The 20,488-nt window shown below is 69.8% G+C and carries 20 protein-coding genes; 7 read left to right on the top strand and 13 right to left on the bottom strand.

Going from position 1 to position 20,488, the window contains the following annotated elements:
* The first annotated feature begins 340 nt into the window (after positions 1 to 340).
* The 7 genes from H0E82_RS03730 (at position 341) to H0E82_RS03700 (ending at position 9,737) form a co-directional block, all read left to right on the top strand.
* On the top strand, positions 341 to 3,166 hold the full coding sequence (locus tag H0E82_RS03730; RefSeq protein WP_180543934.1) for an ATP-binding protein: 2,826 nt from the start codon (positions 341 to 343) through the stop codon (positions 3,164 to 3,166).
* A complete protein-coding gene (locus tag H0E82_RS03725) occupies positions 3,163 to 3,549 on the top strand; it encodes a response regulator transcription factor (RefSeq protein ID WP_180543932.1) in 387 nt (128 codons plus the stop codon). The genes H0E82_RS03730 and H0E82_RS03725 overlap by 4 nt, the downstream gene beginning before the upstream one ends.
* The gene (locus H0E82_RS03720) at positions 3,546 to 4,676 is read left to right on the top strand and encodes a YaiO family outer membrane beta-barrel protein (RefSeq protein ID WP_180543929.1); all 1,131 of its coding nucleotides are present in this window, start codon (positions 3,546 to 3,548) and stop codon (positions 4,674 to 4,676) included. Before H0E82_RS03725 ends, H0E82_RS03720 begins: the two co-directional genes overlap by 4 nt.
* Positions 4,677 to 4,679: 3 nt before the next feature.
* On the top strand, positions 4,680 to 5,756 hold the full coding sequence (locus tag H0E82_RS16980; RefSeq protein ID WP_180543926.1) for a HEAT repeat domain-containing protein: 1,077 nt from the start codon (positions 4,680 to 4,682) through the stop codon (positions 5,754 to 5,756).
* Positions 5,753 to 7,153, top strand: a complete 1,401-nt coding sequence (locus H0E82_RS03710) for a glycosyltransferase family 2 protein (RefSeq protein ID WP_180543923.1) — start codon at positions 5,753 to 5,755, stop codon at positions 7,151 to 7,153. The genes H0E82_RS16980 and H0E82_RS03710 overlap by 4 nt, the downstream gene beginning before the upstream one ends.
* A gap of 101 nt (positions 7,154 to 7,254) precedes the next feature.
* Positions 7,255 to 8,925, top strand: coding sequence for a GGDEF domain-containing protein (locus H0E82_RS03705; protein WP_180543920.1), 1,671 nt, complete (start codon positions 7,255 to 7,257; stop codon positions 8,923 to 8,925).
* Positions 8,922 to 9,737, top strand: a complete 816-nt coding sequence (locus H0E82_RS03700; RefSeq protein ID WP_180543917.1) for a C40 family peptidase — start codon at positions 8,922 to 8,924, stop codon at positions 9,735 to 9,737. Before H0E82_RS03705 ends, H0E82_RS03700 begins: the two co-directional genes overlap by 4 nt.
* 188 nt (positions 9,738 to 9,925) lie before the next feature.
* On the opposite strand, the gene H0E82_RS03695 is transcribed toward H0E82_RS03700, so the two are convergent.
* The 13 genes from H0E82_RS03695 to dcp form a co-directional block, all read right to left on the bottom strand.
* Positions 9,926 to 10,831, bottom strand: a complete 906-nt coding sequence (locus H0E82_RS03695) for an SDR family oxidoreductase (RefSeq protein WP_180543914.1) — start codon at positions 10,829 to 10,831, stop codon at positions 9,926 to 9,928.
* Between the two features lie 176 nt (positions 10,832 to 11,007).
* Positions 11,008 to 11,445, bottom strand: coding sequence for an arsenic resistance N-acetyltransferase ArsN2 (gene arsN2, locus H0E82_RS03690; RefSeq protein ID WP_180543912.1), 438 nt, complete (start codon positions 11,443 to 11,445; stop codon positions 11,008 to 11,010).
* A 154-nt stretch (positions 11,446 to 11,599) separates the two neighbouring features.
* Positions 11,600 to 12,178, bottom strand: a complete 579-nt coding sequence (locus tag H0E82_RS03685; RefSeq protein ID WP_180543909.1) for an NAD(P)H-dependent oxidoreductase — start codon at positions 12,176 to 12,178, stop codon at positions 11,600 to 11,602.
* 167 nt (positions 12,179 to 12,345) lie between these two features.
* Positions 12,346 to 12,564 (bottom strand): polyprenyl synthetase, encoded by a 219-nt coding sequence (locus H0E82_RS03680; protein WP_180543906.1) that lies wholly within the window; start codon positions 12,562 to 12,564, stop codon positions 12,346 to 12,348.
* Between the two features lie 128 nt (positions 12,565 to 12,692).
* Entirely contained in the window at positions 12,693 to 13,043 is a 351-nt protein-coding gene (locus H0E82_RS03675) for a VOC family protein (RefSeq protein WP_180543903.1), read from the bottom strand.
* 87 nt (positions 13,044 to 13,130) lie between these two features.
* Entirely contained in the window at positions 13,131 to 13,865 is a 735-nt protein-coding gene (locus H0E82_RS03670; protein ID WP_180543900.1) for an AraC family transcriptional regulator, read from the bottom strand.
* Between the two features lie 283 nt (positions 13,866 to 14,148).
* Positions 14,149 to 14,394, bottom strand: a complete 246-nt coding sequence (locus tag H0E82_RS03665; protein WP_180543898.1) for a hypothetical protein — start codon at positions 14,392 to 14,394, stop codon at positions 14,149 to 14,151.
* A gap of 544 nt (positions 14,395 to 14,938) precedes the next feature.
* Positions 14,939 to 15,499 (bottom strand): YdeI/OmpD-associated family protein, encoded by a 561-nt coding sequence (locus H0E82_RS03660; RefSeq protein ID WP_180543895.1) that lies wholly within the window; start codon positions 15,497 to 15,499, stop codon positions 14,939 to 14,941.
* Between the two features lie 37 nt (positions 15,500 to 15,536).
* Complete coding sequence (locus tag H0E82_RS03655) at positions 15,537 to 16,370, bottom strand: S1 family peptidase (protein ID WP_180543892.1); 834 nt, start codon at positions 16,368 to 16,370, stop codon at positions 15,537 to 15,539.
* 142 nt (positions 16,371 to 16,512) lie between these two features.
* A complete protein-coding gene (locus H0E82_RS03650) occupies positions 16,513 to 16,854 on the bottom strand; it encodes a YciI family protein (protein WP_180543889.1) in 342 nt (113 codons plus the stop codon).
* A gap of 102 nt (positions 16,855 to 16,956) precedes the next feature.
* Entirely contained in the window at positions 16,957 to 17,244 is a 288-nt protein-coding gene (locus tag H0E82_RS03645; RefSeq protein WP_180543886.1) for a hypothetical protein, read from the bottom strand.
* Between the two features lie 66 nt (positions 17,245 to 17,310).
* Complete coding sequence (locus H0E82_RS03640; RefSeq protein ID WP_180543883.1) at positions 17,311 to 18,000, bottom strand: DUF5677 domain-containing protein; 690 nt, start codon at positions 17,998 to 18,000, stop codon at positions 17,311 to 17,313.
* 283 nt (positions 18,001 to 18,283) lie between these two features.
* Positions 18,284 to 20,434: a peptidyl-dipeptidase Dcp gene (dcp, locus tag H0E82_RS03635; RefSeq protein ID WP_180543880.1), complete on the bottom strand. Its 2,151-nt coding sequence runs from the start codon at positions 20,432 to 20,434 to the stop codon at positions 18,284 to 18,286.
* Positions 20,435 to 20,488: the final 54 nt, after the last annotated feature.

Raw genomic sequence — 20,488 nt, 5'->3', positions numbered from 1 at the left:
AGGTCGACATCAGGTCTACGCCCGCGACAGATGCAGCGCTGCGGGTGATCCGCCTGGCCCAGTGCGCGGCGGCGGCGACGGTCGACGATGCATGCGGAGTGCGACTCACGGTCGGCCGGCTGCAGCGGGCGTTTCTTCCATGCCTGTCGCGCTCCATCGGTGGTGCGGGGGCATTGCAGCGTCCGCACCGCGGCATTGCGTGCAACGCATCGCCAGCGCATCCGCGGCCGACGCGGTGATGTGATGCACGTGACCGCGGTCGCAACTGGCGATGCGATCTCACGATCTCTTGCCTGTATGCGACTAGCATCGCAGGCTCATCCATGCTGCGAGGTCGTCCTTGCGCCTGTCCGGCACGACGCTGCACAACCTGGGATTCGCCGCCGCGCTGGGGTTGCTGGTGCTGCTGGCCTGGCAGGGCAAGCGCAGTCAGGAGGTGCTGCTCGATGCCAATGCAGCGGTGACCGAAAGCCTCGAGGTCATCAACCTCGCGCAGGGGATGTTCTCGGTGCTGCAGGACATCGAGAGCGGCTCGCGCGGCTACGTGCTCACCGCCGACGCCGCCTATCTCGCGCCTTACGACAGCGGCCGGGCCGAGCTCGTGCGGCTGCGCGGGGAGCTCGGCCGCACACTCGCCCGGCGCGACCGCGCCGCGTGGCTTGCAGCGCTCGATGCGGGGATCGCCCGCCGCGTCGAGATCGCCAGCGCCAATATCGAGCGCCGCGACCGCCTCGGCCTGCAGCGGGCTGCGGACGTGATGGCGCAGGCCGGCGGCAAGGAGGCGATGGATGCGCTGCGCGCGCAACTCGCGGAACTCGAGACCGACGAGCGCGCACGGCTCGCCGCCGAATCCGCGCGGGTGGATTCGGTGCTGGAGCGCGGGCGCTTCGAAGTGGTCGCCGGCAGCGGCGTCATCGCGCTCTTGATGCTGTGGTTCCTGCTGGCCATGAACCGCGCCCTGCACCGCCAGGCGCGGCTCGCGGATGCGGCGCGTGCGGGCGAGGCACGGCAGTCCGCGCTGCTGCGCGCGGTTCCGGACGATCTCTACGAGGTCCACGCCGACGGCCGCGTCGACGTGCTGTCACGCGGCGCTGCGGCCCGCAGCGATCCCGACGCCGGTCTGTGCGCGGCGTTGACCCAGCGGATCGCGCGGCAGCCGGACCACACCCTGCTCACCTTCGACTGGAGCGACGCCCAGGGACGCGACTTCGAGGTGCGCATCGCCCGGGCCGACGACGGCGACAGCCTGGCCATGGTCCGCGACGTCAGCGAGGCCGTGCAGGCACGCCGGCGGTTGCGCGACCAGCAGGCCTTCCTGCGCAGCGTGGTGGATGCCGACGAGAACCTGATCTTCGTGCGCGACGCCGGCGGGCGCGTGCTGCTGTGCAACGAGGCCTTCTCGGCGCTGTTCGACCTGCGTCCCGGCCAGGTCGAGGGTCAGCGCGCGGAGGACATCGCCGGCGGCGACGGTATCGCGCCGCTGCTCGAGGGTGACACCGCGCTGCTGCGCGAGTTGCCCGAGCTGCGCCGCAACCAGCTGGCGGTCACCGACGTGCGCGGCCGGGAACGCTGGCTCCAGCTGCTCAAGCGGCCGCTGACGCTCTCGGATGGCCAGCGGCTGGTACTCGCGGTGGCCGTGGACGTCTCGGCGCGTCGCCAGGTCGAGCGCATGAAGTCGGAGTTCATCTCCACGGTGAGCCACGAGCTGCGCACACCGCTCACCGCGATCCGCGGCGGCCTGTCGATCCTCACCGGCGATCACGCGGGCGAGATTCCCGAGCCGCTGCGCCCGCTGATCGCGATCGCCTACAAGAACAGCGAGCGGCTGGTACGACTGATCAACGACATCCTCGATGCCGAGAAGCTCGAGAGCGGCCGCCTGGTCATGCACCTGCAGGTGATGGCGCTGCGGCCGCTGGTGGCCCAGGCGATCGAACAGATCGCAGGGTATGCACGCGAGTTCGACGTCCGTCTCGCCTTCGCCCCCGGCGACGACGCCGACGTGGAGATCGACAGCGACCGTTTCGCCCAGATCATGGCCAACCTGCTCTCGAACGCGATCAAGCACTCGCCGCCCGGGGAACGGGTGGATGTGGTGCTGGCGGTGCGCGAGGCCCACGCCGAGGTGACGGTCGCGGACTACGGCGCCGGCATTCCGCAGGCCTTCCGCAGCCGCGTGTTCGAGCGCTTCGCGCAGGCCGATTCGTCCGACGTGCGCACGCGCGGCGGTACCGGGCTCGGCCTGGCGATCACCCGTTCGCTGGTCGAGCAGCTGGGCGGCGAGATCGGCTTCCTGACCGAGACCGACCAGGGCACGCGCTTCTTCGTGCGGCTTCCGCTGGCGACTCGCCGGGCGACCACCACCACCGTGTCGGACGAGCGCGCGCGCGTGCTGATCGTCGACAGCGACACGACCGCAGCCGCGCAGCTGGCCGCACTGCTCGACGCCGACGGCTACGCCAGCGTGGTGGCGGACTCGGCAGCCCAGGCGCGGCGCGTGCTCGCGGGCACGACCGTGCATGCGCTGACCCTCAACCTCGCACTCGCCGACGAAGACGGCCTGGGCTTCCTGCATGCACTGCGCAGCCAGCCCGCCCATCGCCATCTGCCGGTGCTCGCGCTCGGGGTCGAGCCGGCCTCCACGGGCCGCGACGCCGTGATCGGCGGTGCGGTCGGCCTGGTCGACTGGCTGCCCAAGCCGCTCGAGACCGGGCGCGTGGTGGAGGCCGTGCGCGCCTGTCTGCATGGCCGTACCGGGCCGGCCCGTGTGCTGCACGTCGAGGACGACCCGGACCTGCGCACGCTCGTCGGCACGCTGCTCGCGGGCGAACCGCTTCAATTGCACGGCGCCGGCAGTCTGGCCGAGGCCCGCGGCGAGCTCGCGCAGCGCCACCACGACCTGGTGATCCTCGATCTGATGCTGCCCGACGGCGACGGCAGCGAGCTGCTGGCCGAACTGGCCGCGGCCAGTCCGCCGACCCTGGCGATCATCTTCTCCGCACTCGACACCGGCAGTGGCAGCAGCGCCATCGCCCACGACAGCAACGTGGTGTTGCGTCGCCTGGTGAAGTCGCGCCACAGCGGCGCGACGCTGGCGACGGTGATCGCCGACTACCTGCGCAACTGGCCCACGCGCCCCTTTCCCCAGGGAGACCTCCCCCGATGAACACCCAAGCCGCGCCCACCGTCCTGATCGTGGAGGACGAGGAGGACATCGCCTACATCCTGCGCTTCATGTTCGAGCGCGAAGGCTTCTCCGTGGTTCACGCGGCGGACGGACGCCAGGCGATGGCACGGCTCGAGGAGGCGCCGCCGCAGGGCGTCGTGCTCGACATCATGCTGCCGTACCACGACGGCATCGAGATCGTGGAACGGCTGCGCGCCCGGCCCGGCTGGGGCGCGGTGCCGGTGCTGATGCTCACCGCGAAGGCGCGCGAGGTGGATATCGTGCGTGCGCTGGATCTGGGCGCCGACGATTACGTGACCAAGCCCTTCCAGCCCGACGAAGTGGTCGCGCGGATGCGGCGCCTGCTGCGGAAGGCCGCATGAGCGCCGGACGCCTCCTGCTTCCTCTGCTGCTCGCGGTGATGGTCACCCGGGTGTCGGCCCAGGAGACGGACCCGGTGGAGGCGCGGATCGTCGCCGAGGACTACGCCGGTGCCGAGACGCTGCTGCGGGCGCGGCTCGTCGAGGCGCCGGGCGACGACCGGACGCGCTTCCAGCTCGCCCGGGTCCTCGCCTGGCAGCAGCGCGCGGACGAGGCCGTGCCGCTGTACCAGGCCCTGCTCGAGCGCGAGCCTGACAACGCCGACTATCTGTTCGGCCTGGCCCAGGCCCAGCTGTGGTCGGGGGACAGCGCCGGCGGCCGGGCCGGTGTGACGCGCCTGGAACGTCTGGCGCCCGCACATCCGGGGCTGGACGGGCTTCGCCGGCAGGCGGCACCGCCGGTTCCTGCGGGCGGTGGACTGGCGCAGGCGCGCGCCGCGACGCCCCGCACCCGCGAGGTCGGCTATGCGTTCCGCTACGACCGGCTCACCCGGGATCTCGCCGCCTGGCGCGGCGAGCGGATCGACATCGGCGGTCGCGACAGCGACGGGCGCGCCTGGTACGCCGCGGCCGCGCGCGAACAGCGCTTCGGCCTGTCCGACACCGGCATCGAAGCAGGCGTCGCGCTGCCGCTCGCGTCGCGCTGGGCGTTGCAACTCGACGGCGGCGGCTGGCCCGGATCGGACTTCCAGCCGCGCTGGTTCGGCGACATGAGACTGCAGTACGCCTTCGACGGCGGCACCGTGCTCGCGTCCAGCCTGCGCCGCACGCGCTATCCCGACGTGACGGTCGAGCGGCTCGCCCTTGCCGTCGAGCAGTACTGGGGCGACTGGCGGCTCGGTTACACCTTCAATCGCACCGACGTCGCCGGCAATCGCGTGAGCGGCCACGACGTCGCGCTCGACCGCTACTACCGCGACCGGGATTCCATCGGGCTGCGGCTGACCTCGGGCAGCGAGGATGCACTGCAGGGCACCGATGTCGTCGCGACCGAGGTGCGCGCGCTGGGCCTGCAGGGCCGCCACGGATTCGCCGACGACTGGGCGCTGCAATGGGGCGTCGGTTACGTGCGCCAGGGCGCGTTCTACGACCGGCGCTGGGTGCAGCTGGGCCTGCGGCGGGCGTTCTAGGCCGTGCCGGCGTGGTACGCCAGTGCACTGCAGGACCCGGTACTTCGCTGGGCGCTCTACGTGATCGCCGCGCTCGCGGTGGTCACGCTGCTGACGATGGTGCAGGTGCTGGTGCTGTCGGAGCTGGGCGCGCGCCGGCTGGCCCGGCGCCAGCAGTTCGAGGCCGCCTGGCGCCCGCGCCTGGCCGAGGCCACCGCGCACAGCCAGTCGCCGCCGCCGTGGGCGCCGCCGGAGCCGGGCGAACGCCTGTGGTTCCTGCTGCTGTGGTGCCGGACCCAGCGCCAGTTGCGCGGCGAGGCGCATGCCCGGCTCAACCGGCTGCTGGTGGACTACGGCCTGCACCGGGTCGCGCATGCGCTGCTGGGCCGGCGCCAGGTGCATCTGCGGCTGATCGCGCTGGCGGTGCTGCGGCAGGTCGGCGGACCCGAGTCGTGGAACGACGTGGCGCGCTTTCTGGCGCATCGCAATCCGTTCCTGTCGCTGGCGGCGGCCGAAGTGCTGGTCACCCTGGATCCGCATCGGGCCATGGCCGGGGTGTTACCGGTGGTCGTGGTCCGGCGCGACTGGACGCCGCAGCGGATCGCCGCGCTGTGCCGGGTCGCAGGCCGCACGGCGGTGTCCGCGCCGCTGCTGGCCGCGCTGCGCAACGCGGCGCCCGAACGCGAGCACCGTCTGGCCGGGCTGGCGGCGTGGGCGGACCCGGCGCGCCTGGCCGGCTGGGCACGCGACGTGCTCGGCGGGCCGCGCGATCCCCGCGTGCACCAGGCGGCCTTGCAGGTGCTGGGCGAACTGCGCGACGCCGCCGACCGGCCGCTGCTGCTGGCGGCGATCGCCGATCCCGACGCCGACGTCCGACTCGCCGCGCTCAAGGCCCTGCGCAAGCAGGCCGTCCTGGCCGAACTCGACACGCTGTGCGCCCTGCTGCCCGATCCGAGCTGGGCCGTGCGCCAGGAAGCCGCCGACACCATCGCCGCGCAGCCCGGCTTCGACCGCCTGGCGCTGGAGCAGCTGATCGAAACCGTGGACGACCGCTACGGGCAGGACGCGCTGCGCCGCGCGATCGCCGAGCGTCACCCATGAGCGTCGACTGGCTGTGGTGGATGCAGGTCTTCTTCATCGGCTACTTCCTCGCGCTCAACGGCGGCTACCTGGCGCTCAACCTGCTGTCGATGGTCAGCCTGCGCCGCTACATGCGCCAACGCAGCGCGCTCGGCGACGAGGCGCCGTATCTCGGCGTGGAGCCACCCATCTCGCTTCTGGTGCCCGGCTACAACGAGGAAGCGACCATCCGCACATCGGTGCGTTCGATGCTGCAGCTGCAGTATCCGGAGTTCGAGCTGGTGGTGATCAACGACGGCTCGCGCGATCGCACCCTCGAGGTCCTGCGCGAGGAGTTCGACCTGGTGCCGCACCCCGAGCCGATGCGCCGCACGCTGGACCACAAGCCGATCCGCGCGATCTACCGCTCGCGTCGCTACGCCAACCTGCGGGTGATCGACAAGGACAACGGCGGCAAGGCCGATGCGCTCAATGCCGGCATCAACGCCGCGCGGCACATGCTGTTCTGCGCGGTCGATGCCGACTCGATCCTGCAGCGCGACAGCCTGCTGCGCGTGGTGCAGCCGTTTCTCGAGGACGAGCGCACCGTCGCGGCCGGCGGCACGGTGCGGCTGGCCAACGGCTCGGAAGTGCGCGGCGGTTTCCTGGTCCGCGCCGGGCTGCCGCGCAACTGGGTGGCGCGTTTCCAGATCGTCGAGTACCTGCGCGCCTTCCTGCTCGGTCGGCTGGGCTGGTCGCCGCTCAATGCGGTGCTGATCATTTCCGGCGCCTTCGGCCTGTTCAACCGCGAGCGCGTCCTGGCCGTCGGCGGTTACAGCACTACCACGGTGGGCGAGGACATGGAGCTCGTCGTGCGTCTGCATCGCTGGCACCGGGCGCGCCGCATTCCCTACCGCATCCGCTACCTGCCGGACCCGATCTGCTGGACCGAGGCGCCGGAGGATCTCGGCACCCTCGGCCGCCAGCGCAGCCGCTGGCAACGCGGCCTCGCCGAGAGCCTCACCCGGCATGCGCGGCTCGCGCTCAGCCCGCGCTCCGGCGCCGCGGGCCTGCTGGCCTGGCCGTTCATGACGGTGTTCGAACTGGTCGGGCCGCTGATCGAACTCGCCGGCTACGTGGTGATGCTGGGCGGCTTCGCGCTCGGCGTGATCTCGCCGGCGGCGCTGGTGGTGTTCCTGCTGGTGGCGGTCGGGATGGGCATCCTGCTGTCGGTCAACGGTCTGCTGCTGGAGACGCTGTCGTTCCGCGTGTACGGCCGCAAGCGCGACATGCTGCTGATGTTCTCGATGGCGGTGCTGGAGAACCTTGGATACCGCCAGCTCAACACGCTGTGGCGGTGCCGCGGCATGTGGCAGTGGTTCTCGCGCCGCAAGCACAGCTGGGGCGTGATGCGGCGCAGCGGCAGGTGGGGCCAGTGAGCGCGTTGCGCCTACGGTGCGCGCGAACGGAGAACGGACGCTAAACTCCGCCGTTCGGCGGCCGATGCAGCATGGGCGGGACCGGCCGCGACGGGGGATGGATGCGCTGGGGCGTTGTGGGGGCGCTTTTGCTGGCGATGGCACTGTGCGTGGAGGCCCTGGCGGCCACCGCGCCGCTCGTGCGCGTCTCGCGTTCGAGCGCGCTCACCGAGGCCGACGCCATCACGGCGGTGCGCGGATCCCGTGCCTGGCAGCCGGCCGGCACCACGATCCGCCGCGGCCCCGACACGCGCTGGTGGCGCATCGACATCGATGCAGGTCCCGCGCCCGACACCGGTCTGTGGATCGTCGCGATCCGCGAGGCCTACGACGCGCAGCTGGTGGCCTACGCGCCGCCGGACTACCGGCCTCGCCCGCTGGCGACCTTCGACCCCGCGATGCGACAGATCGGCTCGCGTCAACGGTTGACCGTTCCGGTGCCGGCCGCGGCGCTCGACCAGCCGGTGTTCGTCGAGGTGCTGCGCTCCCGGGCACAGCCGATGGGGGTCGAGGCACAGCCCGTCCAGGCCTTCCTCGCGGCGGACTACGCACGCGTGCGGTTCAGCAGCGCGGTGCTCAGCGCCCAGCTGCTGCTGGCGATCGTCGCGGCGATCTTCGCCGTCGCGTTGCGGCGCTGGATGCTGTTGTTGTTCTGCGTCTGGGTGCTCTCGGCCGCCGCCTATCTGGTGGTGATGAGCGGCGAAGTGGTGCCGCTCGCGCCGTGGCTGCCGCCGGAGCAGGCGATGCGCGTGGCCGGGTTGGGCATCAGCCTCGGCCTGCTCTCGGCCTACGGTTTCTTCTTCGTGCTGTTGCGGGTGCGCACGCATTTCCCGCGCATCGCGCGGGTGTACCGGATCATGCTGCTCGGATGCGCGGCACTGCTGGTGATCCTGCCGTTCATCCCGGTCAACGTCGTCGTCCCGCACGTGGTCAACGTGCTGCTCCTCCTGCTCGGCGCCCTGACCCTGGGCATGGGCCTGGCACGTGCACTCGCCGGTGATCGCGAGGCGCTGTACTTCCTGGTCGGCTGGGGTCTGGTGTCGGCGGTGGCGATGATGCGCGCGGTGTATTTCCTGCGCGAGGCCGGCACGCCCGAATGGCTCGGTTATCTGCATCCGGCGGCCGATGCGCTGGCGGCCCTGATCCTGGTCATGGCCACCGCACGCGCGGCGCGCTACGCCGAGCGCGAAATGGTCTCGGCGCGGCACAGCGCGATGACCGATCCGCTCACCGGGCTGCCCAACCGCGCGCAACTCGATGCCGGCGTGGCCGGGCGCCTGCAGGCGGCCGACGGGACTGAGGCACCACTGGCCGTGCTGTTCGTGGATCTCGACCACTTCAAGCAGGTCAACGACCGCTTCGGCCACGACGTCGGCGATGCGTGCCTGCAGGCGATGGCGGGCATCCTGCGCCGCCATGTCCGTGCCAGCGACCTCGTCGCGCGTTACGGCGGGGAGGAATTCGTGCTGGTGCTCGACGGCGCCAGTGCCGCCTCGGCGCTGCGTGCCGCGGACGCCCTGCGCGCGGCGGTGGAAGCCGACGGCCGCGCGGTCGGCGCCCGGACCGTCGGCCTCACCGTCTCGATCGGCGTGGCCACGCGCCGCGCCGGTGACGACGTCGCCACCCTGTTCAAGCGCGCCGACGACGCCCTGTACCGCGCCAAGCGCGAAGGCCGCAACCGCGTCGTGCTCGACGCCGAAGATCCCGTCCGCCCACACCCGGAGCCCGCATGACCCCGTTCGTCGATCCCGCCGCGCTGCGCCCCGGCGATGTCCTGCTGATGCGCGGTATCGGCCCGGTCTCCGACCTGATCGCCTGGTTCGGCGATTCCAGCTACAGCCATGCGGCCGTGATGGTGGAGGACGGCGCCTTCATCGAAGCCGCTGCGCCGGTCTCGCGCCGGGTGATGCTCGCCGATCGCCTCGCGCAGGGCGCGTACTACGATTTCGTCGACGTGCTGCGGCCGACCCGTGCGAACGGCGAGCCGCTGGACGACGCCATGCGCCGTGCGGTCACCATCGGGGCCACCGACTGCCTCGGCACGCCCTATCCACTGGACGCGCTGCTGCAGATGGCGCTGTTCGCCACCCTGCGCAACCGCGTGCCCGCCGATGCGCGGGTGCGCTGGCTGTTGCGTGCGCTGGTGGAGCATCTGATCGACGACGACCCCTCGCACATGGTGTGCAGCGAGCTGGTGTATCGCAGCTTCCAGGTGGCCCACCTGGCACCGGCGATCGTCCTCAGCGCACAGCTCGACCTGCCGTTTCCGCACATCGACATCGCCGAGCTGATCCACGAGTGGCGCGAGGCGGGCGGCAAGACCCGCGTGGCGCCGCCCGACGGGGACGCCGCGTTGCCGGGCGTCAGCGAGGAGGCGCTCGGCGCCGCGTTCGCGCGACTGCGCGCCAGGCGGACGCCCACGGCCGCCACCCTGGGCCTGCCGCCGGTACTGGATCCCAGCCCGCGTGACGTGATGCCGGTCGATCTCGAGACCAGCCCGCAGCTGCGCCGGCTCGGGCGTCTGCCGCTGCGCGCATCGGGCTGACGCGCTCGGGCGGAGCTGGGCTCCGCTCATCACGCGACACCCGAAAATGGATGCGGCGACCGGATGTCCACCCGATCCTCGCACGTGAGGCGCATTCGTGCCCGCCGTGTCACGACGCGAAGCGCGACCGGCACGTTCCATCGCGCGCGCCGGCCATCCACGCTGCGCGCCTCCTGCATGCAGCGTGTTTATGCCGACGGAATGACCTCGCCATCGTCATCCACGCCATAGACCTGCCCGCTCTGTCCCGGCTTGAACAAGGTGCCTTCCGGGCGAAGCGGCGGGGCATCGTGCTCCTGCTGGCCGGCGCGCGCCGCCGACATGCGGTCGGCCAGGCGCGGGAGGATCTTGCTCAGTGCGGTGTTGACGTGCGCGAACGCGCCCACCTTCACGTCTCGGCCACCCTTTTCGGCGGCGTCGAGAATGGCCTCGGCGACGCGATGGGGATCGATCGTCGGCTCGGGCAGCTTGGGCTCGTGTTCGAGATAGTTGCGCGCGTGCTGCGGGAACGGGGTATTCACCGCCGTGGGCTGGATCAGCACGATGGTGACGGGTTGTCCGTCCACGCGTTCTTCTTCGACCCGCAGCGCGTCGGTGAACCCCTTGACCGCGTGCTTGGAGGCGGCATACATGCCCTGCAGCGGGATCACGCCCTCGGAGACCTCACTGCCGAGGTTCACCAGCACGCCCTCGCTCGACCGCAGCGACGGCAGCGCGGCCAGCGAACCGTTGACCACGCCCCAGAAGTTCACCTCGAACAGGCGCCGATGATCGTCTTCGGCCACCTCGTCCAGACGCCCGTAGATCGAGACGCCGGCATTGTTCACCCAGGTGTCGATGCGGCCGTGCGCGGCGAGGATGCGCTCGACGGCGTCGTCGATCTGGTCGCGATCCGCCACGTCCACCCGGAAGGCCTCGGCCTTGCCGCCCTCGGCGCCGATCGCGGCGACCACGTCCTCGAGTGCCTCGCCGCTTCGCGCCAGCAGCACGACCCGGGCACCGCGTTCGGCGGCGAGCAGGGCGGTACACAACCCGATGCCGCTCGAGGCACCCGTGATGACGATGACCTGCTCGTCCAGTGGCTTGTGTTTCATCGATCGGCGCTCCGACAGGGGGGCCATCGACGCTAGAGCGGCATCGATGGTCGGGCTGTGAACATGCGCGCTCGTGCCGTCATCCACCGCGAAGACCGCGCGCGCGTCGTCGGGTCCGCATGCGCATGCGGCCCGGAAATACCGCGCGGCGCCGGCCGGCGGCCGACCGCTGCCGCTCAGTGCGCTGCAAGGACCTTCGACATGAACGCCGAGGAGGCCGGGCACAGACCCGCGAACTGCGGAGTCGCGGCGATGGCTGCAGGGGCGAGGCCACGATCCGCGTGACGGTACCCGTGGCGCGCGAAGAATGCGGCGGCGGACGTGGTGAGCAGATACACGGTCCGGACGCCCTGCGCGGTCGCGTGCCGCTCGGCATGCGCCACGAGCGCCGCACCCAGGCCGGTGCCCCGCGCACCCTCCGCGACCGCCAGCGAGCGCAGCAGGGCCGACGGACCGTGGATCTCCAGCCCTACCACGCCCTCGAGCCGATCACCGTCGACATGCGCGAACAGGGTCACCGCGCCGTCGCGCAGGTCGGACACCGGCAGGCCGCCGGCCGTCAGCAGCGCCTCGACCCGTGGTGTGAGCTGGACGGACTGGATCGCCTGCGACATGGGGTGGGGTCCGGGGAGCCCGCGGCTACGCAGGCGGATGCCGCCAGCGTGCCACAGCAGATGCCCGGGCACCCCGGACCCCGTCGGGCCATCGCCTGCGACCCACCGCACCCGGGCGCCGCCATCGCGCCGTCCACCACGCCCGGACGCGTCGCTAGGCCTCGGCGCCGGCCCGGCGGGCAGCCCCGAGCCAGCGCTCGATCCGCCGCGCGGACGCCTCCTTGACGCGTCCCACGCGCGTGACCCGGACGGGGCGCACGCCGCAGTACTCGAGCACCGCGTGCCTGAGTTGCCGGATGCCCGCGTCCCCGTAGCGCAGGCGGTAGTACCAGGGCGGCGTGTCCATCGTGGTGATCACGTGCGCGGACCGGCCGGTCAGAAGGCGGTCCCACCACGGCGAACCGGCGCGGTATTTGAAGGCGAAGCCCGGAAGCAGTGTCCTGTCCAGAAAGCCCTTCAACAGCGCGGGCGTGCCGCCCCACCAGGTCGGATAGACCAGGACGATGTGGTCGGCGCCGACAATTGCCGCCTGCGCCGCCACCAGGTCGGGTTCCAGCGGCTGGAGCGCAGCGTAGCCCGCATGCAGCACCGGGTCGAAACGCATCTCGCGCAACCGCAACGTGACCACGCTGTGGCCCGATTCACGCGCGCCCTGCGCATACGCCGAGGCCAGCGCCTCGCACAGGCTGTCCGACGCCGGATGCCCCTGCACGATGAGGATCTGTTTCGACATGGTGGGCCCAGTAGGAGCGCGCTCGGGCTATTCCAGCGCGACCGGCGCGGCAGGTCGAGTGCCGGCACGGTGGACCGGCACGCCCGGGACGAGCGGGCGCCGGCGTCGGTGCGCGGCCTCGTGCCCGGACGCGCCGGCACGCGCGGCCGCGGCATGCTCGCGACCGCTCAGCGCCTCAGCCCGGCCACGATCTCGGACACATTGAGGCCGAGCTCGAGCTGCAGGCGCACGTATTCGCGCTCCTTGCGCGACAGGGCGCGGCCCATCTCGATGCGCACGTCCTCGGCCTGCAGGATGCGCAGGATCCGCGGCATGGCCGACCCGATCGCGTCCGGCCCGTAACCGGCCTCGCGCAACGCGGCGTGGAGAAGCGATTCGGCATCCATGGCTGGTCCAGCGGCATACGGGGCGGGCATTGTGCGCCACACGGCGATCTCCACCGCACGCCTCGCCGTGGCCGCGGACCGGGTGCGGCCGGGGCGACGCGACGCGAAGGGGGTGCGCGGCGCCGGGCTCAGGCCTGCGACCAGACCGCGAGTTCGTAGCCGTCGGGATCGGTGAAGTGGAAGCGACGACCACCGGGAAACTCGAAGACCGGCCGGGTGATGCGTCCGCCCGCCCGCGACACGGCGGCTTCGCTGGCCCCCAGATCGTCCGAGTACAGCACCACCAGCGCGCCGCCGGGAGTGGGGTTTCCGTGGAAGAAACCGCCGGTCAGGCGGCCGTCGCGGAACTCGCAGTAGTCCGGGCCGTAGTTCTCGAATGTCCAGCCGAAGGCCGCGCCGTAGAAGCGCTTGGCGGCGTCGATCGAGGCGACGGCGTACTCGAGGTAGTCGATGCGATGGTGGGCGTCGGGATGGGTCATGGCATGGCCTGGAGGGACGATGCCGCCATTGTCGTCCCGGCCCGGGCGCCCCGCTTGCACGAATCGGACAGTCGGCAGCGCCTGCGCTCAGCGGCCGTGCTCGCGGACCAGCACGGTCGGGGTGAGGCCGGTGAGCCGGCGCACGTCGTGCGCCAGATGGGTCGCGTCCGCGTAACCGGCGTCGAGGGCGGCGGCGGTCAGGCTCGTGGTGCCGGGCGACAACGCCAGGAGGCGCTGGAGGCGCAGTATCCGGTCGAGCACCTTGGGGCCGTAGCCGAAGGCCTGAAGACAGTGCCGCTGCAGACTGCGCGCGCTGACGCCGAGTGCGCCGGCCAGCACGGGCACGCGCGCAGGCGGGCCGCCCGCGAGCTGCGCGAACAGCCAGGCCATCGCCGGATCGGGCGCCGCGCACCCGGTCTCCATGGCCGCGAGCAGGGTAGGCCCCGGATCGGCCCCGTCGGCGAGGCGCTGCTGCAGCGCGTACCCGGCTCGGCCGAGCACCGCTTCGGCGTCGACACGCCGGTCCGTCAGCGTGTGCATGGACGCGGCGCACAAGCGATGGGCCACACCGGGCGCGAGGCGCAGGCCGGTGAGCCGGGCACCGGCCCCCAGCGTCACGGTGGCCGCGTGCTGGTCGGGACCCGCGACGAACAGGCGCGTCCCGTCCCAGATCAGATCCACGCAGCCGTCCGGCAACACCCGCGTCGTCGACGCCGTCTGCGGATCGGCCTGGTACTGCCAGATGCAGCGAACGCGATCGCGCAGATGCACGGGCGGACGCGCTTCGCGGTACGGGCCCGACGGCGGCGGTGTGCGTGGCATGGCGCGATGATGGCACTGCCGGTCGCGCCCGGCGATGCGCGTCTTCAGCTTTGCGGCGCAGACCCGGCACCGGAAGGAGCGTGCCGAACACTTGCGACCCGGTTCGATCGGACAGCCTGCCGATATCGGCACGCTCGCGAGCCCGTCCACGTCTGAAAGGCAGCGATCAACGCGTGCGCGATTTCTCCACCAGCGAAGGTCCTCTCGTCACCCGACCGGAACATCGCGGAGCTAGACCGGTACTACCCGCGCCATAACCCCCCTACCCAAAGGATCGCTGGGCTCAGGGCCGCAGTTCGGGTGGGTTGAAGCGGTTCCTCAACACGACTTCGAATGCTTCGCGGGATCGTTCACCCACGATTTCGACGGCTTCGGCATCCCTGCAGACGCGAATCGGCCTGTTGCTGCCCACGGGTTTTTCTCGCGTACAGATCTGTTTCGGCTCTTCGGCCGCCGGCTTCTGCACGACCTCTTCCGCAATCGCAGCCTGCGTAACGAGCAGTGCCGCGGCGCACAACGCAATCTTCATCATGGTGTCCTCCTGGAAAGATCTCACCGCTCCTCCGCGGCGCGACGCCCGTGTGATCGGGCCATTGGGTCGAACCCGCCGCACGGCTCGAACGAGGCGGCGGAACATGGGTCCAGCCCGGGCGGGGCGTTGCAGATAGACGACGATGGGAACGTCCAAGCGCATTTCACGGCCTGGGCGGCATGTCTAACACTCCCCAAGCCTTGCGTCCATCCCGTCCATGCAAGCGGACGTACGGGAGCGAAGGGCCGCACCCACGCCACACATTCCAAGCGGACCCCGCAGCGCGCGGCAGATTGGCACGAGGATATGCGAGCTGACCGACGATCCACGTACATAGACTGCTCGCAGCCACGCAGGACGGCTGCTGCTGCAGATGCCCGTTCGGGGGGCCGCATCAATGGGTTTGTCCGCAGCGGATGGTTGCCCGTCGTCTTGAGACGGGTGGGCCGGCGGCAAGAAGGCGACGCTGCGATACGTGCCGCTGCGGGCGCCCACCAGCATCTGGTCTGCCTTTCCATGCCGGCGCCGCGAAAGACCCCCGCTAGCTCAGGCGCCGCTGCGCGGCGCAGGCCTCGATCAGGCGGGCGAGCCGGCGCGCGCGCGTGTCGGGCCGCTTCGCGCTCACGATCCAGTGGGTCATGACGTTCCGGTAGCCCGGCGGCGACGCTGCGAAGTATTGCCACGCGATCTCGTCGCTCTCGAACGCGCGCATCTCCTCCGGCGCGAGCGCGGCCGGCTCCGAGCGTTCGAACGCGTAGACGCCGGATCTCTCGGCCTTGCGTGCCGCATACGCCGCGAGCCCCGCCGGCTGCATGCGCTGCTGGGCGATCAGCGCTTCGACCTTCGCGAGGTTCACCCGGCTCCAGATCGAGCCCGGGCGTCGTGGCGTGAAGCGGATCCGGTACGACGTCGCGTCGATGCGCCGGCGCACGCCGTCGATCCAGCCGTAGGCGAGCGCTTCGTCGACCGATTCCGGCCACGTCATGCTGGGCCTGCCCGAGCCCACCTTGTGGAAACCCACGTCCAGCTCGCTCGCCACCGCGTGGTGCTCGGCCAGCCAGGCGCGGAATTCCAGCGGCGTTTCGAAGAAGCGTGCGGTCATGCGCGTCCGCCCCCGGCGGGCAACGGGTCGCGCACGTTCACGGCGTCGGTCCCGAGGCCGGCGGCGGCGAAATCTCCCGTTTGATCCAGTCCGCGTAATGGCTCAGCCGCACGTTGCAGGCCGTCTGTCCGTAGCGTCCCGGCCGCGCCGTCCGGACGTCTCCCGACACCACCTTCCATGCACCCAGGCCCGCGACCCTCCAGTCATCGTCCACTTCGACCAGCAGAGGGCCGCCGCTGTCTCCATTCCCGAGCGTTCCCTCGAGCGGCAGCGCCTCGGGCGGTGCATCGAACACGTAGCAGAGCCAGCGGTCCCAGGCACTGGAGACGGTATTGAACGCGCGCCGCAGCTCGGTCCGGTTGGGGCCGTTGGGGCTGTGTCCGGTATCGCCGGTGCCCGCTGCACCTTTGCCGACCAGCTTGATGGTCCGGCCGGCTTCGTCGCCGGTCCTGTGGAGTCCGACAGGTGCGACATCGGTGACGGAATGTTGCAGCTTGATCAGGGCGATATCGTCCGTAGCGGCCAGGAACACGACGATCAGCATCGCCTCGCCACTGGCCGTCGCCTGATCGATCAGCGGCTGCGGAAGTGTCCTGTAGCCGGGATGCGTGACGACGCGCTCGACCTGTCTGGATCGCCCGTTGATCTCGACCTCGCCGAGTTCGGAATGCATCGGAAGCGTATGGGCAGCCGTCACGACCCACCGGGGTGCGATCAGGACGCCGTGCCCCTCGCTAGGCATGTCGACGAGCGCAGGAAAGTCGGAACCGGCAATCCGATAGCGTGCGTCGTCCACGTCATGCCGGCCGACGACCGCACTGGCGGCGAATGATGTCGTGACGAGGCCGAGGAGGCACCAAGCGCGGAGCATGTCTGACGTCCTGATGTGCGGGATCACAGAAGGTTGGTGACTGCGGCTCTCCTGGTGAGCTCGCAGGAAACCTGGATCTGGTGCCACCGTCAACTGCGGCGATGCGCGGGTCGGTACACCTGGCACCGTGATCCTGTGCGTATCACGACGCCGGATCGAAGTGGAAAACGCGCAGTTCCTGATCGCAGCGGCAGGCGGCGGCGAGCCGCGCGGCCCATTCGACCGCTGCATCGCGCGACGGAAGCTCGAGCACCGCGAACCCACCGTCGAGTTCCGGCCCGGATGGATAGCCGCCTTCGATGACGGTGCCATCGCCCGACACGCGCACCACCGGCACGCCCGCATTGATGCCCCCGCCGAACACATAGACGCCGGCGGCTTTCGCCGCTTCGATGACGGCATGGGAATCGCGGCTCGCGCGTTCCAGCTCGGCGTTGCGCACCACCATCGCGGCGGCAGGGAAGGAGATCAGGTACTTGGCCATCGGGATCCACCTTGCAGAAGGCCGGCGTCGCCGCGGGACGTGAACCATCCACCGTTATCCACTCGGAGGGCGAGCAGTCGTGCCGCTGCTTCAGTCCCCACGTCAGAACAGCAGTGTGCCGATGACGAAGACGGCCGGAATCGACAGCACGCCATAAGCCACCAGGGTTGCACGATAGCTCGACGTGCTCGGAACAAGTCGCTTGCCCCAGGCCCGCATCGCCAACGCAACCACCACCAGGGCCGGCAGAAAAAGCAGTGCCGACAGGTACCCGGCGCTCCCTTCGAACTTCGATGCGCCTGCGATGTAGGGGACGAAGAACGCAATCGCACCTGCCACTGTCATTGCGGCCAATCCTGAAAAACATCGATGCACGGCGTTCGTTTTCATAGAACCTTCTGGACGACGTAGCGCTGCGCACCTCGGTGTTGATGCAGAGCGGCGCTTGCACATCAGTTAAATGAACCTGACCCCGTTATCCCCATTAGCACCCAACCCGAGCAGCAATCGAATCTCCTCATTGTCTGGTCGGCTCCGATGCACAAGCCAGCGAACCCCCAAGTGCCCGAGCAAGATGGAGAAGACACCAACCACGCCCAATGTACTGGGCGTGGTTAGCGCGCTTGAGCCAGAAACGCTGTTGCCGTGGGAGTGCATAGATTGAAACCGGTAGAACAGGTTGTATATCCCATGCAACCCAGATTGTTGCGCCATAACCTCAAGCGACACCTGCTTTTGTCCACGCTCTGCGCGCCCGCTGGCAAGGAACTCGGCAGTGAAGTCGTTTCCTTGACGATCAACGATCTTCGCTATTCCAGTTTGTGCATTGGCTCTGAAGATCGTCTTTATCTGCTCTGTAGAGAGAGCCAAGAGATGCTTTGCATTGTCGGAGGAAAGTGTGGCCCAGTGCACCTTGAGCGATAGCTCAATGATGGATCGCACAAGGACATTAACAGCAAGCTCGTTGGGGCCAACAGCGAGACTTGCGCATGAGGCCATAAGCTGACTTCCGGCCTTCAGTGACTCCCGAACAAAGGCATCAATTTCCGGATGAAGTGTGTCTTTCGCATCAATTGATGCTCCGGCCGACATCGCGCCCGACCGTAGCATCAGATCTTTCGCTATGGCCTCAACGTTACTTTCCATGGACCCCTAACAAGATATAGCGCCCGAAAAGCGCGATATGAACATCCTGTCCCGTGACCGTCCTAGGGTCAATCGGTTCCGTTCCGCCTTTTCCATCAGGCACCTGCGGAACGCGCGCCTGCTCGATCCGCGTTTGGTTCGCTGTGCATATCGAAAATTCTGGGCGATAAAATTTTATTCGCTCGAATATTCGATATGCACGCCCCAACGAACCGGGGCGCCCCGAAGGCCGCCCCGATCCGTGTTGCTTCTGTAAGCCCGCGCCTCGCGCGTCAGCCGTGCGTCACTTCAACCCACGGTGCTCCAACAACGGCTCCACGCTCGGCGCCTTGCCGCGGAACTCCCGATACGCCACCGCCAGATCACGCGAGTGCCCGATCGACAGGATCTTGTCGCGGAAGATCTGGCCGTTCTCGCGGGTCAGGCCGCCGTTCTCGCGGAACCACTGGAAGGCGTCGTGGTCGAGGACTTCGGCGCCGAAGTAGGCGTAGTAACCGGCCGCGTACCCGCCGCCCCAGATGTGGCTGAAGTAGCTGGTGCGGTAGCGCGGCGGGACGGCGGCGAGGTCCACCTTGTACGTCTCGAGCGCCTGCTTCTCGAAGGCGTCGACGTCCTGCCTGGCTTCGCCGGCGGGCAGCGTGTGCCAGGCGAGGTCGAGCAGGGCGGCCGAGAGGTATTCGGTGGTCGCGTAGCCCTGGTTGAAGGTGCGGGCGGTGACGATCTTGTCCACCAGCGCCTGCGGCATCGCTTCGCCAGTCTGGTAGTGCCTGGCGTAGTTGGCGAAGACCTTGGGGTCGAGCGCCCAGTGCTCGTTGAACTGCGAGGGAAACTCGACGAAGTCGCGCGGGGTATTGGTGCCGGCGACGCTCGGATACGTGGTTCTGGAGAAGAAGCCGTGCAGGGCATGGCCGTACTCGTGGAACAGCGTGGTCACGTCGTCGAAGCTCAGCAGTGCGGGCTGTCCCGCTGCCGGCTTGGTGAAGTTCTCCACGTTGTAGACCACCGGAATCGCACCGGTCAGGCCGTTCTGCTCGACGAAGTTGCCCATCCACGCGCCGCCCTGCTTGCTGTCGCGCTTGAACGGATCGAGGTAGAACAGCGCGATCTGGGTGCCGTCCTCGTCCTTGATGTCGAACACGCGCACGTCCGGGTGATAGACCGGAATGTCGGTGCGCTCGGTGGCGGTGATGCCGTAGAGCTGGTTGGCGGCGAAGAACACGCCGTCCTTGAGCACGCGGTCGAGCTCGAAGTAGGGCCTGATCTGCGACTCGTCGAGATCGAACTCGGCCTTGCGCACCTGCTCGGCGTAGAAGTCCCAATCGGCGGCGCCGGCGGTGAAGCCGCCGTTCTGCGCATCCACCACGCCCTGGATCTTGGCGAGCTCGGCGCGCGCGCGCGCGGTGGCGGCGGGCACGGTATCGGTAAGCAGCTTGAGCGCGGCGTCCGGCGTCTTCGCCATCTGGTCGGCGATGCTGTAGGCGGCGTAGTTCGGGAAGCCGAGCAGCTGCGCCTGACGCGCGCGGATCTCGGCCAGGCGCTGGATGGTGGCGCGAGTGTCGTTGGCGTCGCCGCGCTCGGCGCGGCCGGTGGACGCGGCGAGCACACGCTCGCGCAGGGCGCGGTTCTTCAGCGAGGCGAGCACCGGCTGCTGGGTGGTGTTCTGCAGGCTCAGCAGCCACTGGCCGTCCTTGCCGGCGGCCTTGGCGGCATCGGCGGCGGCGGCGATCGCGCCCTCGTCCAGACCGTCAAGTTCGGCGACATCGGTGACGAACACGCCGCCGGCGTTGCCCGCCGCCAGCAGCTTGTTGCCGAACGCGGTGGACAGGGTGGACGACTCCGAATTGAGTGCGCGCAGCTCGGCCTTGTCGGCGTCACTCAGCAGGGCGCCGGCGCGGACGAAGCCGTCGTAGGTGTGCTCGACGACGGTGGTCTGCTCGGGCGTGAGGCCCAGCGTGGCGCGCTGGTCGTAGATCGTCTTGACGCGCGCGAACAGCGCGGGATCCAGGTAGATCGCATCGCTGTGTTCGGCGAGCTTGGGCGCCAGCGCTTCCTCGGCGGCCTGCAGGGTGGCGTTGGTGTGGGCGCCGGTGAGCATGAAGAACACGTTGGCGCTGCGCTTGAGCAGTTCGCCGCTGCGCTCCATGGCCTCGATGGTGTTCTCGAAGGTCGGGCCGTCGGGGTTGTCGGCGATGGCGCGGATCTCGGCCAGGTGCCGGCGCATGCCTTCCTCGATGGCCGGCTGGTAATCCGCATCCTTCAGCCGGTCGAAGGGCGGCGCCTGGAACGGCAGGGTGCTGGCGGTGAACAGGGCGTTGTCGGCGGGTTCGGCAGTGCTGGCGGCGGTCTCGGGCATCGTGGACTCGGAGGCGGTGTGGTCGCCGCAGGCGGTGAGCGCCAGCGCGATCGCGGAAGACAGGAGCAGGGTACGCAACATGGGAGTGGACTCCGGAAAGACAACGCGGTGATGGCGTCGGTCGCGTCGCGCGGC

Origin of the sequence: Luteimonas deserti, from assembly GCF_013425765.1 — a bacterium.
Classification (GTDB): Bacteria; Pseudomonadota; Gammaproteobacteria; order Xanthomonadales; family Xanthomonadaceae; genus Luteimonas; species Luteimonas deserti.
The sequence above is the reverse complement of the archived record's forward strand: the minus strand, read 5'-3'. Positions and strand labels throughout refer to the sequence as shown.